Source organism: Streptomyces malachitofuscus, assembly GCF_055571035.1.
On sequence record NZ_JBVIGA010000001.1, the window covers coordinates 29,130 to 44,707 of the forward strand.

Annotated in this window: 12 protein-coding genes; 7 read left to right on the forward strand and 5 right to left on the reverse strand. The window is 72.1% G+C overall.

The annotated features are described in order from the left end of the window. The first annotated feature begins 24 nt into the window (after nt 1-24). From ACZ44S_RS00135 to ACZ44S_RS00145, 3 genes are all read left to right on the forward strand, one after another. Nucleotides 25-627, forward strand: coding sequence for a TetR/AcrR family transcriptional regulator (locus ACZ44S_RS00135; protein ID WP_466922454.1), 603 nt, complete (start codon nt 25-27; stop codon nt 625-627). Nucleotides 628-1,476: 849 nt separating this feature from the next. Then, nucleotides 1,477-2,460, forward strand: a complete 984-nt coding sequence (locus ACZ44S_RS00140; RefSeq protein ID WP_466922457.1) for an adenosylhomocysteinase — start codon at nt 1,477-1,479, stop codon at nt 2,458-2,460. A 9-nt stretch (nt 2,461-2,469) separates the two neighbouring features. After that, complete coding sequence (locus ACZ44S_RS00145) at nt 2,470-3,012, forward strand: NUDIX hydrolase (protein ID WP_466922459.1); 543 nt, start codon at nt 2,470-2,472, stop codon at nt 3,010-3,012. Between the two features lie 64 nt (nt 3,013-3,076). Here the strand turns inward: ACZ44S_RS00145 and pepN are convergent, their stop codons facing one another. Beyond that, nucleotides 3,077-5,659, reverse strand: coding sequence for an aminopeptidase N (pepN, locus tag ACZ44S_RS00150; protein WP_466922462.1), 2,583 nt, complete (start codon nt 5,657-5,659; stop codon nt 3,077-3,079). Between the two features lie 174 nt (nt 5,660-5,833). Here pepN and ACZ44S_RS00155 point away from each other — a divergent pair, with 174 nt between their 5' ends. Further along, complete coding sequence (locus ACZ44S_RS00155; protein WP_466922465.1) at nt 5,834-6,325, forward strand: DUF1203 domain-containing protein; 492 nt, start codon at nt 5,834-5,836, stop codon at nt 6,323-6,325. A gap of 69 nt (nt 6,326-6,394) precedes the next feature. Here ACZ44S_RS00155 and ACZ44S_RS00160 read toward each other — a convergent pair whose 3' ends face one another. Then, nucleotides 6,395-7,411, reverse strand: a complete 1,017-nt coding sequence (locus tag ACZ44S_RS00160) for an aspartate-semialdehyde dehydrogenase (protein ID WP_466922467.1) — start codon at nt 7,409-7,411, stop codon at nt 6,395-6,397. A 334-nt stretch (nt 7,412-7,745) separates the two neighbouring features. Between ACZ44S_RS00160 and ACZ44S_RS00165 the strand changes: the two genes are divergently transcribed. Continuing rightward, nucleotides 7,746-8,279, forward strand: a complete 534-nt coding sequence (locus tag ACZ44S_RS00165; protein ID WP_466922470.1) for an RNA polymerase sigma factor — start codon at nt 7,746-7,748, stop codon at nt 8,277-8,279. Nucleotide 8,280: 1 nt separating this feature from the next. Further along, nucleotides 8,281-9,471 (forward strand): hypothetical protein, encoded by a 1,191-nt coding sequence (locus ACZ44S_RS00170; protein ID WP_466922473.1) that lies wholly within the window; start codon nt 8,281-8,283, stop codon nt 9,469-9,471. A 73-nt stretch (nt 9,472-9,544) separates the two neighbouring features. On the opposite strand, the gene ACZ44S_RS00175 is transcribed toward ACZ44S_RS00170, so the two are convergent. Together ACZ44S_RS00175 and ACZ44S_RS00180 are read right to left on the reverse strand one after the other, a co-directional pair. Further along, a complete protein-coding gene (locus tag ACZ44S_RS00175; RefSeq protein WP_466922476.1) occupies nt 9,545-12,868 on the reverse strand; it encodes a S8 family serine peptidase in 3,324 nt (1,107 codons plus the stop codon). A gap of 222 nt (nt 12,869-13,090) precedes the next feature. After that, nucleotides 13,091-13,642, reverse strand: a complete 552-nt coding sequence (locus ACZ44S_RS00180) for a CGNR zinc finger domain-containing protein (protein WP_466922479.1) — start codon at nt 13,640-13,642, stop codon at nt 13,091-13,093. A 102-nt stretch (nt 13,643-13,744) separates the two neighbouring features. Between ACZ44S_RS00180 and ACZ44S_RS00185 the strand changes: the two genes are divergently transcribed. Further along, entirely contained in the window at nt 13,745-14,203 is a 459-nt protein-coding gene (locus ACZ44S_RS00185) for an NUDIX hydrolase (RefSeq protein ID WP_466922482.1), read from the forward strand. Between the two features lie 159 nt (nt 14,204-14,362). On the opposite strand, the gene ACZ44S_RS00190 is transcribed toward ACZ44S_RS00185, so the two are convergent. Next, on the reverse strand, nt 14,363-15,415 hold the full coding sequence (locus ACZ44S_RS00190; RefSeq protein ID WP_466922485.1) for a hypothetical protein: 1,053 nt from the start codon (nt 15,413-15,415) through the stop codon (nt 14,363-14,365). Nucleotides 15,416-15,578 lie beyond the last annotated feature (163 nt).

Genomic DNA, 15,578 nt, shown 5'->3' on the forward strand with positions numbered 1-15,578 from the left:
TTTTGCATCTGGTAGCGTCAGATCATGCCCGAGCAGCCGTCCGGACGCCGAGAACGCAAGAAGGCCGCCACCCGCCAGAAGATCGCCGACACTGCCCTGCGGCTCTTCCTGGAGCGCGGGTACGACGCGGTCGGTATCCGTGACGTCGCCGCCGAGGCCGACGTCGCCGTCACCACCGTCTTCGCCCACTTCGCCTCCAAAGAGGCCCTGGTGTTCGAACGGGACGCGGACTTCGAGCAGCGCCTCGCCCGCGCGGTTACCGACCGGGCGCCCGGCGAGTCCCTCGTCGCCGCGCTGCGCCGCGAGATCCATGCCCTGGTGCGGCACTGCCTGGCGGACGACGCCGCTCCCGCCTGGCACATGATCGACACCTCGCCCGCCCTGCGGGAGTACGAGGGGGCGATGCGGTTGCGGCACGCGGAGGCATTGGCGACGGCCCTCGCCGACGAACCCGGCCCGCCGCGCAGCGACACGGTCCGCCGGGCGATCGCCAGGTTCGTGGTGGACGCCTTCGCGCTGGCCCGCGAGGCGGACGACCCGCAGGCCGCCGTGGACGACATCTTCCGCATGATCGAAGCGGCATGGGAGGCCGCCGACACCGGCGTCCGGGTTCCTCTGTCAGGCTGAGCGGCGCAAACCAGGGTCCACTGTCGCGCGTCTGCTCCACGCGACAGGTGTGCACGTCACGGTCCGCACGTCGACCGGGTGTCCCTTCCCAGGATGTCGCGGCGATGCGCAGCTGGAGGAGGCGGGGCACCCGAGCTCGCGGGGGCCACGGGGCGAGTGCCGGACCGAGGACCGAGGAGGTCACCGCGGCCGCGTGCCGGCCGTGGCGTTCACGCGGGACGCTTGCTTGCGCGAGCGCGGAGCAGGTCTACCAGCTCGTGACACCTATCAGGACGCGAGACCCATCCCCGCGGGTGCGGGGAGCAGACGGACGTCATCGGCTGCACGGGCCGGAGCACGGGGCCATCCCCGCGGGTGCGGGGAGCAGTCGCCCGGGGAACGGGTCCCGTCCGTCGTCGCGGGACAATCCCCGCGGGTGTGGGGAGCAGACCATGGCCGGGATCACCGGGATGGGCACGACGGGATCATCCCCGCGGGTGCGGGAGCAGGATTGTCGGAGTGCCGCCGACCGAGCCCGTCTGGGACCATCCCCGCGGGTGCGGGGAGCAGCGGCAGCAGGGCGACTCCGATTTCCCGGACCCGGGACCATCCCCGTCATGGGGCAGCTGGCCGCGAACACACTGCTCCCCGCACCCGCGGGGATGGTCCCGCCGAGCACCAGATCCGCATGGTGCGGGCGACCTGCTCCCCGCACCCGCGGGGATGGTCCCCCCACCGCGCCCCGCAAGGGCCGCGCCGCCCACTGCCCCCGCACCCGCGGGGAATTTTGCTCCGGCCGAAAGACCGGCCTCACTCCTGATCACACATCTGTTGCCCGAGCGCCCGGCGTTTGTCCGTGCGGTGGCGGAGATGACCGAGCTCCGGGCAGTGCTGCCCAAACCGAAGTCCGCCCATCCCGAGGCGATGCGGGCGGTCGAGAGCCGCGGGTACGTATGCGACAAGCTGTCGCGCGACTTGTTCGCCGACCCCGAGCGCGCATTACGGTACGTCGAGTCGAGGGCGGCCGGACGGAGTGTCGTCCTGCTCGATGTGGGCGGCTACTTCGCGCCCTCGCTCCACGCCTTGTGCGAAGACTTCTCGGGGAGCATCGTCGGCGTGGTCGAGGACACCGAGAACGGCCACCGCCGATACGCCGACATCGACAAGTTGCCCTGCCCGGTCGTCTCGGTGGCCCGCTCACCACTGAAAGAACCGGAAGACTTCCTGGTCGGACAGTCCGTCGTGTTCTCGACCGAGGCGCTCATGCGCAGCCGTGGCGACATCCTGCACGGCCGCGCCGCCCTCGTCATCGGCTTCGGCAAGCTGGGGTCGAGTATCGCGCGTCTGCTGCACGCGAAAGGTGTGCGTGTCACGGTCCACGACATCGACCCGGTACGGCGTACGCAGGCTCTTTCCCAGGGCTTCGCGGTGGTGCGCGAGCTGGAGGCGGGGCTGGAGGACGCGGGGCTGGTCCTGTGTGCCAGTGGTGCGCTCTCGCTGCGGAACGAGGCTTTCGGCCGTCTGCGCAACGGTGCGTACGTCGCCACCGTTACCAGCAGCGAGGACGAACTCGAACTCGCGGGGGTGAACGACGTGTACGAGCGGGCCCATGTGGGACCGAACGTCACCCGGTATCTGACGACTGGGCACTACTTCTACCTGCTCAACGGCGGCAACGCCGTCAACTTCATCCACGGAGCGAGCGTCGGACCGTTCATCTTCCTCGTACAGGCCGAAATTCTCGCTGCCTCATCAGCCCTCGCACGTGGCGGGCTGGACCCGGGCATGCACGAGGTCGGTTCGGCCGAGCGGGCCGCCATCGCCGGAATCTGGCTCGACTACTTCAACAGGTGAGGAGACTCCATGCCCATCACCGCCGATCACATTCGTGCGACGCTCGACGCGTATCTCACTGCGCACCCGGACGAGAGGGAGCAGTTGAGCGCACTGTCCGAGCTTCTGGACCGTGACGCAGACCTCAGCAGTCGCCAGGAGTTCCGTGGCCATGTGACTGCCGGAGCGGTCCTCGGCAATACGGCTGGGCGTGTGCTTCACCTTCATCACCGCGCCCTGAACCGCTGGCTTCTGCCGGGTGGTCATGTCGAGACCGACGACAGCAGTCTCCTTGCTGCCGCGCAGCGGGAGTTGGCTGAGGAGACCGGTATCCCGCTGTCGGCGGTCACTCCGGTGGGGCGACGTCCGGTGCACATCGATGCCCACCGCATCCCGGCCAACCCCGCCAAGGGTGAGCCGGAGCACCGGCACTTCGACTTCCGTTTCCTCTTCCGCACGTCGGCCGACGTCGTCGAGTTGCAGACCGAGGAGGTCACCGCCGCCGCGTGGCGGGACGTGGCGTCCATGCGGGACGCTTGCCTGCGCGAGCGCGTGTGGGACGCGCTGCGTTGACCGGGCTGCGCATGGCAGAGGGCGCCCGGTGTCGCGGCACCGGGCGCCCTCCTGTGCGTACCGGCTAGGAAGCCGCCGCCGCGTCCGCCGTCTGGGCGCGCAGGGCGCGTTCCACGCCCGCGCGGGATTCCGAGACCAGGCGGCGCAGGGCCGCGTTGGGCTCGGCGGCGGTCAGCCAGGCGTCCGTCTTGTCGAGGGTTTCGCCGGAGACCTGGATGCCGGGGTAGAGGCCCACCGCGATCTGCTGGGCCATCTCGTGCGAGCGCGAGGCCCAGACGTCCGCCAGGACCTCGAAGTACCGGTCCGTGTACGGCGCCAGCAGTTCCCGCTGGTCGGTCTGGACGAAACCGGCGATGACCGCCTCCTGGACGGCGTTCGGCAGCTTGTCGGACTCCACGACCGACGCCCACGCCTCCGCCTTGGCCTCCTCGGTGGGGCGGGCCGCGCGCGCGGTGGCGGCGTGACGTTCGCCCGCCGCCGTCTTGTCCCGCTCGTACTCGCCCTGGATCTCCGCCTCGTCGAACCGGCCCACCGCCGCCAGCCGCTGCACGAACGTCCAGCGCAGCTCGGTGTCCACGGCCAGACCCTCGACGGTCTGCGTACCGGCCAGCAGCGCCTCCAGCAGGTCCAGCTGCTCCGGGGTGCGGGCGGTCGCCGCGAAGGCGCGCGCCCACGCCAGCTGGTGGTCACTGGCCGGCTCGGCGGACCGCAGGTGGGCCAGCGTGGCGTCGGTCCAGCGGGCCAGCAGGGTCTCGCGGGCGGCGGGGTCGGCGTACAGGTCGAGGGCCAGCTTCACCTGGCGGTGCAGCGACTGCACGACACCGATGTCGGACTCCTTGCCGATGCCCGACAGCACGAGCGACAGGTAGTCGCGCGCGGCGAGTTCCGCGTCCCGGGTCATGTCCCAGGCGGAGGCCCAGCACAGCGCACGCGGGAGCGACGACGCGAAGTCGCCCAGGTGCTCGGTCACGAAGGCCAGGGACTGCTCGTCCAGGCGGACCTTGGCGTAGGACAGGTCGTCGTCGTTGAGGAGCACGATCGCCGGGCGGCGCTTGCCGGCCAGCTGCGGTACGGCGGTCAGCTCGCCGTCGACGTCCAGTTCGACGCGCTCGCCGCGCACCAGCTTGCCGCTCGCCTCGTCGAGGTCGTACAGGCCGATCGCGATGCGGTGCGGGCGCAGGGTCGGCTCGCCCTTCGCCCCGGCCGGGAGCGCGGGGGCCTCCTGGCGGACGGCGAAGGAGGTGATGACGCCATTGCCGTCCGTCTCGATCTCCGGGCGCAGGACGTTGATGCCGGCCGTCTCCAGCCACTGCTTCGACCACGCCTTCAGATCGCGGCCGGAGGTCTCCTCCAGGGCGCCCAGCAGGTCGGACAGGCGCGTGTTGCCGTACGCGTGGCGCTTGAAGTACGCCTGCACGCCCCGGAAGAACTCGTCCTCGCCGACGTACGCGACGAGCTGCTTCAGCACCGACGCGCCCTTGGCGTACGTGATGCCGTCGAAGTTGACGAGCACGTCGTCCAGGTCGCGGATGTCGGCCATGATCGGGTGCGTGGACGGCAGCTGGTCCTGGCGGTAGGCCCAGGTCTTCATCTGGTTGGCGAACGTGGTCCAGGAGTGCGGCCACTTCGAGCCGGGCGCGTCGGCCTGGCAGGCGGCCTCCGCGAAGGTGGCGAACGACTCGTTCAGCCACAGGTCGTTCCACCACTCCATGGTGACCAGGTCGCCGAACCACATGTGGGCCAGCTCGTGCAGGATCGTCGCGGCCCGCACCTCGTACGCGGCGTCCGTCACCTTCGAACGGAACACGTACTGGTCGCGGATCGTCACCGCGCCCGCGTTCTCCATCGCGCCCGCGTTGAACTCCGGCACGAACAGCTGGTCGTACTTCTCGAACGGGTACGTGTAGTCGAACTTCTCCTGGAACCACGCGAAGCCCTGCCGGGTGACGTCGAAGATCGCGTCGGCGTCGAGGTACTCGGCGAGCGAGGGCCGGCAGTAGATGCCGAGCGGCACGGACTGGCCGTCCTTCTCGTACACACTGTGCACGGAGTGGTACGGGCCCACGATCAGCGCCGTGACGTACGACGAGATGCGCGGCGTCGGCTCGAAGACCCAGACGTTGTCCCGCGGCTCCGGCGTGGGCGAGTTGGAGATGACCGTCCAGCCCTCCGGCGCCTTCACGGTGAACTGGAACGTCGCCTTCAGATCGGGCTGCTCGAAGCTCGCGAAGACCCGGCGGGCGTCCGGCACCTCGAACTGGGTGTACAGGTACGCCTGGTCGTCGACGGGGTCGACGAAGCGGTGCAGGCCCTCACCCGTGTTGGTGTACGCGCAGTCGGCCTCCACACGGAGGACGTTGCGGCCCTTCAGCAGGCCCGGCAGGGCGATACGGGAGTCCGCGAAGACCTCGGCGGGGTCGAGGGCGTCACCGTTGAGGGTCACCTCGTGCACGGCCGGGGCGACCAGGTCGATGAAGGACTCGGCGCCGTCGCCGTCCTCGGCGACGTCGAAGCGCACCGTGGTCACGGACCGGTAGGTCCCGCCCTCCTGCGCGCCGGAGAGATCGAGATCGATCTCGTACGAGTCAACGGTCAGCAGCTTCGCCCGCTGCTGCGCCTCTTCGCGAGTCAGGTTTGTGCCAGGCACGCGGTCATCTCCTCGTTATGTGTGGGTTGCGCCATCCTTCCACGCGGAATCCGGCTGAGGCGATGACCGAGCCGGATCATGGGGATACCCCTGTGTCGGTCCTGCGCCGGCGGTCTCACCGCGGCGTCCGAATACCGCCAGCGGCGTGCGCCGGCGCGGACGAGCCTGGAGGACATGACGATCCAGACACCCCTCGCGCCCCGCGCGCGTGCCGTCCCCGCGTCGGTCGTGCGGGAACTGCTGGCCCGGGACGACGCGGGCCGCCCGGCCGTCCCGTTCACCGACGACGAGGGCGGTGCCCCGCTCCGCTGCTGCCTGCGCCGCAGCCGCCCCGGCGAACGGCTCGCGCTCGTGTCGTACGCGCCCCTGCGCCGCTGGGCGGCGGAGACGGGCGCGGAGCCGGGCGCTTACGACGAGCAGGGGCCCGTCTTCATCCATGCGGAGGAGTGCGCGGGTCCGACGGGCGGGGACCTCCCGTTCACCCACGCCCACCGCACCCTGCGCCGCTACTCCGCCGACGGCCGCATCCTGGGCGGGCGCCTGGTGGAGGCACCGGAGGACTTCGCACCGGCCCTGGGCGAGGCGTTCGCCGACCCCGCGGTGGCGCTGGTGCACGTACGGGCCGTCGAGCACGGCTGCTTCCTGTACGAAGTCCGGCGGGGCTGACGTGCCGCAGCCCGGACGGACAAGAGGCGGGCGCCCCTCCTGGGGCGCCCGCCTCTCACGTCGTCGGCGTCAGCCGCGCAGCTCCTGCGCCACCAGCTCCGCGATCTGCACCGCGTTCAGCGCCGCGCCCTTGCGGAGGTTGTCGTTCGAGACGAACAGCGCCAGACCGTTGTCCACCGTCTCGTCGCAGCGGATGCGGCCGACGTACGACGGGTCCTGGCCGGCCGCCTGGAGCGGCGTGGGGATGTCGGTGAGGACGACACCGGGGGCGTCCGCGAGCAGCTCGGTCGCGCGCTCGACGCTGATCGGGCGGGCGAAACGGGCGTTGATCTGCAGCGAGTGGCCGGAGAAGACCGGGACGCGCACACAGGTGCCGGAGACCTTGAGCGCGGGGATCTCGAGGATCTTGCGGGACTCGTTGCGCAGCTTCTGCTCCTCGTCGGTCTCGTATAGACCGTCGTCGACGAGGTTGCCGGCGAGGGGCAGCACGTTGAAGGCGATGGGGCGCTTGTAGACACCGGGCTCGGGGAAGTCGACCGCCGCACCGTCGTGGGTCAGCTTGTCGGCCTCGTCGACCACCTTCTGGGTCTGGCCGTGCAGCTCCGCGACGCCCGCGAGACCGGAGCCGGACACCGCCTGGTAGGTGGCGACGACCAGGGCCTCCAGGCCCGCCTCCGCGTGCAGCGGACGCAGCACCGGCATCGCGGCCATCGTGGTGCAGTTCGGGTTGGCGATGATGCCCTTGGGGCGGTTCGCGATGGCGTGCGGGTTGACCTCGGAGACGACGAGGGGGACCTCGGGGTCCTTGCGCCAGGCGGAGGAGTTGTCGATCACCACGGCGCCCTGCCCGGCGACCTTCTCGGCCAGCGCCTTCGAGGTCGCGCCGCCCGCGGAGAACAGCACGATGTCCAGGCCGGTGTAGTCGGCGGTGGACGCGTCCTCCACCGTCACGCCGTCCAGCTCGGTGCCGGCCGAACGGGCCGAGGCGAACAGGCGCAGCTCCGTGACCGGGAAGTTCCGCTCCTTGAGGATCCTGCGCATGACCGTACCCACCTGACCGGTGGCTCCGACGATTCCGACCCTCACGGCGACTCCCTACTGCGTCCTGATACGTACCTGATGTGCCTGGCCGAGGCTCTTCCATGATGCGGCCGACCACGGCCCGCCTGTCCAATTCTTTGCCGCTTTGCCCGCCCACTGGGACGACGGGGCGGTGCGCGCAGGTTGCGGACCTTCGGCCGTCACCCCGCTGAGCTGCAGGAATTCAGCCCATGGGGGGCGTGGACCGCAAGGTCCCCTGCCCGGTCCGCCCTCGCCCACACGGAGATGTGACGTACGCCTCGGCGGTATCCGGAAAAGTCGCGCGAACGTTCCGGGCGGGAGCGGCGTCGTAGGAGAAACAGCGTGAGGGGGGTGGCCAGTGCTGCGCGGAAGGGCCCGGCGCGGCCGGGGGTCGTACGTCGTCGACGACGACCCGCTGGACGCGGCGCAGGAACGCCGGGTGCGGGCGGTGCTCGCACTGGGCGGGGTGCCGCAGGCGGACCTGCCGGACGGGGTGCAGCAGGTCCGTCTGCGGCTGCTGGAGCGTGCCGCGAGCGGCCGGGAGGCGCCGCGGGACGTCTCGGCGTGGGCGGCGGTCGTCGCCTCCAACCTCGCCATGGACTGGCACCGGGCCAAACGCCGCCAGGAGCGGCTCGGGGAGCGGCTGGCCGCGCTGCGGCCGGCGGAGGCGCCCTCCGGCGAGGAGACCAGCCTGCTCTCCCTGGCCGTCGCCCGCGGCCTGGACCAGCTGCCCGACGCGCAGCGGCAGGTCGTGGTGCTGCGGTTCTACGCCGACCTGCCGGTGCGTTCCATAGCCGATCAGCTCGGCGTTCCGGAGGGCACGGTCAAGAGCAGGCTGCACACGGCGGTGCGTGCGCTGCGCGCCCGCCTGCACGATGACGAGGTGGTGTGACATGACCGCCCACGACGAGGCCGAGTACGACGGCATGGACGCTCTGATGGCCGCCCTCCTCGACGAGCCGCTGCCGGAGGAGGCCCGGCGGGACCCGGCGTTCCTGGCCGGGCACGCGGCGGCCGTCGCCGATCTCGCGGTCCTCCGCGAACAGCTGACGGCCATCGGTGACGCCCTCGCCGGCCCGGGGGAGGCCGCTCCCTCGGGGCGACACACGGCCGCTCACCCCGGGAAGCGGCCGGCCACCGACCCCGGACCGGCCCGCACCACGGGGCCACACCCACCAGCCTCCCCGGAACCCGGGAACCCGACGACGCCCCCCGTCCCGCTGAGCTCCCCGCCTGCCCGCCCCGGGACGGGACAGGAGCCCGGGGCGATCCCCCAGCCCGTCGTCGACCGGAGACCCGTCACTCCACCGCACCCCCGGGGCGGGCCGGAGACGGGCGGTGCGCCGGGGGTCGGTGAGGGGCTGGAACCTGTCGTGGGGGAGGGCGCCGGGACGTCGCCGGGCCTCCGGGGCGGGCCGGAGACGGGGGATGTGGCGGGGGTCGGTGGTCCGGAGGCCGGTGACGGGCTCGAGCCCCGTGTGGGGGAGGGCGCCGGGACGTCGCCCGGTCCCCGGGTGGGGCCGGCGACCGGCGGCGTGCCGGGGAACCGGCGCCGGGTGGGTGGCCATGGCTCCCGTGGGCCGTACCGGGGGCGGCGTCGGGTCGGGAAGGCCGTCCTCGGGGGGCTGGTCGCCGCTGCCGCCGCCGGGTTCGTTCTCGGCATGGGCTGGCTCGTGTCGCAGGGCGCGGTCGGCGGCGCGGACGACTCGGCGGGGAGCAAGGCCGCCGCCGACGCCAAGGACGGGGGCGGTGTCGCCTTCGGCGGCCCCCGCTACCTCGCGTGCGCGCGTCTCGTCGCCGAGGGGTCGGTGGCGGCGGTGGAGCAGGTGCCGGGGGCGCCCGCCGGCACGGAGCGCGTCACCGTGCGGGTGAGCCGGTACTACAAGGGCGAAGGGGAGGAGGTCACGTTCCTCCAGGACGTCGTCGAGGCGACCCCGCTGAGCCCGGGCGACCGCGTACTGGTCGGCATGCCCCTCGACGGCGACCGCCCCGACGCGGTGATCGTCGGCGAGGCGGAGATCGCCCGGGAGCGGGCCCGGATCCTCGCCTCGCTCCCCGCCTCGCGCTCCCTGACCTGCGGCTGAGGGGGACGGCCGAGGGACGGCGAAGGGGCGGGCGCCCGTACGGACGCCCGCCCCTGACGTGCCGGCCGGCCCGTTACGGAACGACCTTCTCGATCGCCACGTTGCCGACGCCCGCGACCGTGCCGCGCGCGTTCACCAGCTGCACGCGCCCGAAGAACGCCCGTCCCTCGGGAGCCGCCGCCGCGACGGTGACCTCGCCGGAGACGGTGGCCGAGTCGCCCGTGCCGAGCTTCACCGCGGCGGAGCCGTCGACGCCGACGGAACCGAGCGAGGCGGCGAAGAACACGTCCAGGTAGTCGTAGTCCGTGGAACCGGCCGGGACCGAGTAGCCCACGACCTCGACGGTGTACTCACCGGCCGCCGGGGAGGCGATGGACACCGACTCCTCCGAGTCGCCGTCCGCGGACTGGGCGACCTGGTTGCCGTCCTTGTCGTAGACCGTCAGGTCCAGGTCGGCGGAGGCGTCCGAGACGTTGCCGATGGTCACGTCGAGGGACGCGGCACCCTCGGGCACCTCGACCTTCGTCGTGTGCGTCTCACCCGTCGCGATCGCCGGGCGGTCGGTCTTGGACGAGCCGAGCGGCCCGCCGACCAGCTTGCCCTCCAGCGCGGCGAGCTCGTTCGTCACCTTCCACGAGACGGCGGCCGGCGTGCCGACCTTCGCCTCGGGCACGGTCACGGTCTCCGGGTCGAAGGCCGCGCCGAGCACGGCGACGTCCAGCTTGTACGGGTTGTCGAGCAGCGGCGACGTGCGGCGCGACTCGACCTCGATCTCCCAGACGCCCGGCTGCGGGTCCGTGTACGAACGCACGTCGGGGCGGCAGGTGTTGGCCGGGTTGTCGTAGTTCGGGTAGCAGTTGATCGTCGACGTCGGGTCGGCCGGGACGCCGTAGGGGTGAATGGCGATGAACCGGGTCTGGCTCTTGTCCTTCAGCCCGCTCATCGCGATCTCCAGCGTCCTCGCGCCCTCGGGCACGGTGACGAAGTAGGAGGTCGTGCTGTTGCGCTGTGCCGTGCCCGAGGCGGAGAACGTGTGCTCCAGAGGCGCGGAGACCACCACGGTGGTGAGGATCTGCCGGTCGACACCCTCGGTGCGCGGGTCGTCGACCTCCAGGATCGCGCTCTTGATGCCGGCCGAGCCGGGCGCGGCCTGCACCTTGACGGTCACCGGCTTGTTCAGCGGCAGCCGGATGTCGTCGTCGCCGAGGATCCGGAAGGTGCGGCCCTCGTTGTTCTCGATGTCGAGCTCGTGGCGGATCGCGCGGTCCGGTCCGGACGTACGGGTGATTGTGACGTCGTACGTCTTCTTCTTGCCCGCCTTCAGGCCGCCTTCGCGGTCGTAGAGGCCGGTGCCGAAGCCCGGGGTCTTCAGGAACTGGTCGATCGCGGTGTCGACCGGCGCCTTCACCGTGTACTGGTGCGCGGTGGCGTCGTCACGGATGGCGTCCCAGGCGTCCTCGATGTCGATGAGGCCGGCGCCCTCCTCGTAGGCCTGCACACCGCGGATGTGCTCGGCGGTGGAGGTGAGGGCGGTGCGCAGCTTCGCCGGGGTGAGGTCGATGCGCTTCTGCTTCGCGGCGGACAGCAGCAGCGCGGAGGCTCCGGCGGCCTGCGGGGAGGCCATCGAGGTGCCCTGGAGCATGCCGTAGCCGGCCGGCAGGTCGTAGCCGGCCTCGGCGACCGGGGCGCCCGGCAGCCAGGTCTGGATGGTGTTGATCGCCGCTCCGGGCGCGACCAGCGTCGGCGTGAAGCCGCCGTCCTCACGCGGGCCGCGCGAGGAGAAGGGCATCATGTCGTACTTGGTGCGCACCTGGGAGCCGTAGTTGGCGGCCCAGGTCTCGCGGGAGACGGACGCGCCGACGGAGATGACCTTGTCGGCGAGGCTGGGGTCGCCGATGGTGTTGGCGCCGGGGCCGGAGTTGCCCGCGGAGATCACCAGCTGGACGCCGTAGGTGTCGATCAGGCGGTTGTAGAGCTCCACGCGGGCGTTGTTGCCGTCGTTGAGCGCCGGCAGACCGCCGATGGACATGTTGACGATGTCGACGCCACGCTTGGTGACGAGGTCGATCATGCCCTCGGTGAGCGCGACGTTGGTGCAGCCGCCGGACCAGGTGCAGGCGCGGGAGGAGACCAGCTTCGCGCCGGGGGCGGCGCCGTCCATCCGCCCGCCGAACAGGCCGTTGGCGGCGGTGATGCCGGCGACGTGCGAGCCGTGCGACCCCTCGATGACACCGATGTTGACGAAGTCGGCCTTCTTGCCGACCCAGTCACCGCCGTAGGGGTCCATCGGGACGTCCTTGCGGATCTCCACGACGAACGGCTGGCGCTCGGCGACGTCGGTCTTCGGGTCGTCGGTGCCGAAGTACCCGATCTGGAAGCCGTCCTTGTACGGCTTCATCGGGGTGTCGTCGCCGAAGTCCTGGTTGTTGTTCAGGTCGACGCGCACCGTGCCGGCGGCGGCGTCGTAGAGCACGCCCCAGGAGTCGGTGGTGTCGCCGTCGCGGTTGGCGTCACCGGCCGCGTCGCCGCCGGTGGTGTACGACTCCAGGAAGGTGCTGACCTGGTAGGAACCCTCCGGTGCCGTCCAGGTCGTGCCGGCGTAGGTGAAGGTCGGTCCGGAGACGGAGGAGACCATCGGACGCCAGGTCCGGTCGTTGTCGACGATCGGGTCGGTCGCCGTCACCCAGTCGACGATCTTGCGCTCGCCCGTGGTGGTCTTCTGCAGCGCCGGGTGGCCGAGGTCCACGCCGGAGTCGAGGATGCCGATGGTGACGCCGCGGCCGTCCGCCTTCGGGTTGTCCTCGACGAACTCGACGGCGCCGGTCTCGAAGGACGGGTTGTACGGGTTCTTCGCGGGGGTCCGCCGGTCGGGACCGCTGTAGGTCCGGCCGCGGTGTCCGCGGTCCTTGCCCGTGGCGCGCTCGGTGGTGTCCGCGGCGGGCGTCGGGTCGTCCAGCGGGATCTCGTCGCGCAGGTCGACACCGTGCACGGAGGAGAGCTTGGTGGCGGCGGCGATCGCCGCGTCGGCCTTGCCGGTGGGGACGGTGGCGCGGACGTAGCCGAGCTTGTCGTCGGTCCGGCCGACCGAGCCGCCCTTGACGGCGTCCAGCTGCTCGGCGACCTGCTCGGTCTTCCCGGGCGCGGTGGCGATCATCATCGTGACGTGCTTGGCGCCGTCGGCCTTGGCCTCGGCGAGCAGGTCCGCGTCGTCCGCACCGAGCTTGTCGTCGGCGGACTTGACGTCGGCGTCGGCCGGCGCGGCGGGCGGCGTGTCGGCGGCGAGGGCCACCGGTACCGGCCCGGCCGCGGCGAGCGCGGCGACGAGGCCGGCGGCCACGGCTATGCGGGCGGCGCGTCTCGTGCCCGATATGGGGTCGCGCTGGGGGGTGTGGGTCATCGGCATCCCTTGTAAGTAAAGGAACGATCAGGAGCGACCGGAGCCGATCGACCCTGGCCGCGACGGTCCGGAACATGAGCCCGGACGATCGTCGAGCCTTACGCAAGGGGCAGATGTTTGGGGAGGGTTGGCCGAAAGGAAATGGATGTGTGGGGAAAACCCCCGGTGTGCTTATGGGGAGATGGAGCCCGAAGCCGACAAGTCGCCCATGCGCACGTAGGGTCAGGCGTCCTTGGTGCGCGCGTAGTGCCGGGATGCTTTCGCCCGGTTGCCGCACGACGCCATGGAGCACCAGCGGCGGGTGCCGTTGCGCGAGGTGTCGAAGAAGTGCAGCGTGCACGCCTCGTGGGCGCAGGCGCGGATCCGGTCGGGCGCGGTGTTCAGCAGCCGGAGGTAGTCGCGGGCGGCGAGCCAGGCCGGGCCCCAGGAGGCGTCGTCGAACTCGGGCCGCTCGCCCGGCCCGTCCGCGGTGAGCGTGGCCCGGATCCGTCCGTGCGCGAGCACGGCGTCCACGGCCTCGGCTCCCTGGCCGGACGCGTCCTCCTCCACCGCCGCCAGCAGGGCGTCCCGCGCCCGAAGGGTGTGCCGCAGGGTCGCCGCGTCGGCGGGGAACCGGCCGCCCAGTCCGTTGGCGTCGAGCCACACCGCGAGCCCGTCGGTGCCCGCGAGCAGGTCCTGCGTGCCGGCACCCCGGACCCACCGCGTGTTGAGCAGGTCGAGTGCGAGCGGCTCGCCGGTGAGCGGCCGCGGGTCGGTGCGCTCCGGGTCGGACATGGGGGCTCCCTTCCGAGCTAACCTCTCAAGGGTACGTGACCGGTTGCCCGAGCCCTGCGGAGAGTCCTGCCGGACCTCCCGCCTCCGGGATAACGTCCCTTGATGCGACAGAAGTTGAGGGTGGCGGCCTACGCCGTGGTGGTGCGCGACGGACAGTTCCTGCTCGCCCGGTCCCCGGGCCCCGGCGGCGTCCCCGAGTGGGTGCTGCCGGGCGGGGGCATGGAGCACGGCGAGGACCCCTATGACACCGTGCGCCGGGAGGTCGAGGAGGAGACCGGCTACCTGATCGAGGTCACCGGACTGCTCGGCGTGGACTCCACCCGTCACACCTTTCCCGGCCGCCTCGGCCGCGCCGTCGACCAGCACGGCGTACGGCTGGTCTACGAGGGCCGCGTCATCGGGGGCGAGCTGTGCAACGAAGTCGGCGGTTCCACGGAACTCGCCGCCTGGCAGCCCCTCGACGCCGTCCCGGGCCTGGTCCGGGTCGGCCTGGTCGACATCGCCCTGCGGTTGTGGCGCGAACGTCCGGCCGCGGGTCGGGTGGAGCCCGTCGAGGGATAGCCACGAGCGCGGCGGACCGGTTCGGGGGAGAGCGACGGCTCGCGGGGGAGGAAAGCCGCAGGTGGACCCTACGCCGCCGCGGGGCCGCCCCTGCCCTCCGGACAGCGGGGAAGTGCGTGCCGGGGGCCGCGATCCCCGGCAAGGTCCGCACGGCACCCCCTAGCGCGGCAGGGCCACGACGTACGCCGCCGGGTCGCGGTCGGCCGAGGCCATCAGGGCCGTGCGGACCACCGCCGCCTGCTGCTCCATCGCGTCCCGGAGCTTGCGCGGGGTGAGGTGCACGACCGTGATGCCCAGGCGTTCCAGGTGCTCGCGCTTGCGGGTGCAGTCCGCCCACTCGGCGTCGTCCTCGGGGCGCCGGCCCGGGCGGGGCGCACGGGTGTCCAGCTCGACCGCCACCGCCTGGTCGGGCCAGTACGCGTCCACACCGCCCAGATGAGGGCCGCCCGGGAGGCGCAGGTCGACGTTCCAGCACGGGTCCGGCAGGCCGTGATCGCGGACCATGCGGTACAGCCGTGCCTCCGCGAGCGTCCGGCCCTCGGCCAGCAGCGAGTCCACCGCGTCCACCACGTGCGGCCGGTTCAGCAGCTTCGCGCCGGTCAGCTCCCGCACCACCGCCGCCGGCTCGCAGTGGCCGCCCCGCACCGCCTCCGTCAGCAGCCGTCGCACGGTGCCCGCGTCCTCCAGACCCGCCACCGCGTCGGCCAGGGCGCGCGGGACCGGCGCCACCGGCAGGCCCGTGACCTGCTCCGGGACGGGCAGGGCGGCCGTGCGGACGACGCGGGCGCAGCCCGTCGAGCGCAGCCGGCGCAACCGTGGGACCAGGACGTCGAAGGCAGCCAGGGACGGCAGCGGGGGAGCGGAGGAGAAGCCGTGCAGGGTCAGCGCGGCCAGCCCGCTGATCATCACCTCGCCGTAGGGGGACGCGGGCGACGCATCCGCGCCGGGCTGGACGGGGACGCTCGCGGTCCGCTCCCGCGCCGCGTACAGCAGCACCGCGTGCAGGCGCTCCTCACTGGTCGGCGGGCCGGGGTGGAGCAGCACGACGCCCGGCAGGAGCTGCTGCCAGGGCCCCCCGGGGCGGCACTGCTCACCGGCCTCCGCGGCCGAGACGCCGTGGGCGCGGAGCTGTGCGTGGGTCAGCACACGCCGTCCGGTGCCGGTGGAGAGGTGGTGCAGGGGGCGGGGGGAGAGCGGGGTGTTGTGGTTCATGCCCGGCAATTTCCCGTCTCCGGGCGGTCCCTGAACCCCTGTTACAGGCTCGTCGACAAATGAGGACAAGCGTGGGCTAAAGGACGCCTGTTCGGATACCGAAAACCCCTGGTCCGTTCGTGTCCGGGCCAGGGGTCACGGCTGTTGTTGACTGGATTCCGTA

Bases quoted from the DNA above. Each gene is read 5' to 3' on its own strand.
- ACZ44S_RS00135 (WP_466922454.1), top strand. From the start codon at position 25: ATGCCCGAGCAGCCGTCCGGACGCCGAGAACGCAAGAAGGCCGCCACC.
- ACZ44S_RS00140 (WP_466922457.1), top strand. From the start codon at position 1,477: ATGACCGAGCTCCGGGCAGTGCTGCCCAAACCGAAGTCCGCCCATCCC.
- ACZ44S_RS00145 (WP_466922459.1), top strand. From the start codon at position 2,470: ATGCCCATCACCGCCGATCACATTCGTGCGACGCTCGACGCGTATCTC.
- ACZ44S_RS00155 (WP_466922465.1), top strand. From the start codon at position 5,834: ATGACGATCCAGACACCCCTCGCGCCCCGCGCGCGTGCCGTCCCCGCG.
- ACZ44S_RS00170 (WP_466922473.1), top strand. From the start codon at position 8,281: ATGACCGCCCACGACGAGGCCGAGTACGACGGCATGGACGCTCTGATG.
- ACZ44S_RS00175 (WP_466922476.1), bottom strand. From the start codon at position 12,868: ATGACCCACACCCCCCAGCGCGACCCCATATCGGGCACGAGACGCGCC.
- ACZ44S_RS00180 (WP_466922479.1), bottom strand. From the start codon at position 13,642: ATGTCCGACCCGGAGCGCACCGACCCGCGGCCGCTCACCGGCGAGCCG.
- ACZ44S_RS00185 (WP_466922482.1), top strand. From the start codon at position 13,745: ATGCGACAGAAGTTGAGGGTGGCGGCCTACGCCGTGGTGGTGCGCGAC.
- ACZ44S_RS00190 (WP_466922485.1), bottom strand. From the start codon at position 15,415: ATGAACCACAACACCCCGCTCTCCCCCCGCCCCCTGCACCACCTCTCC.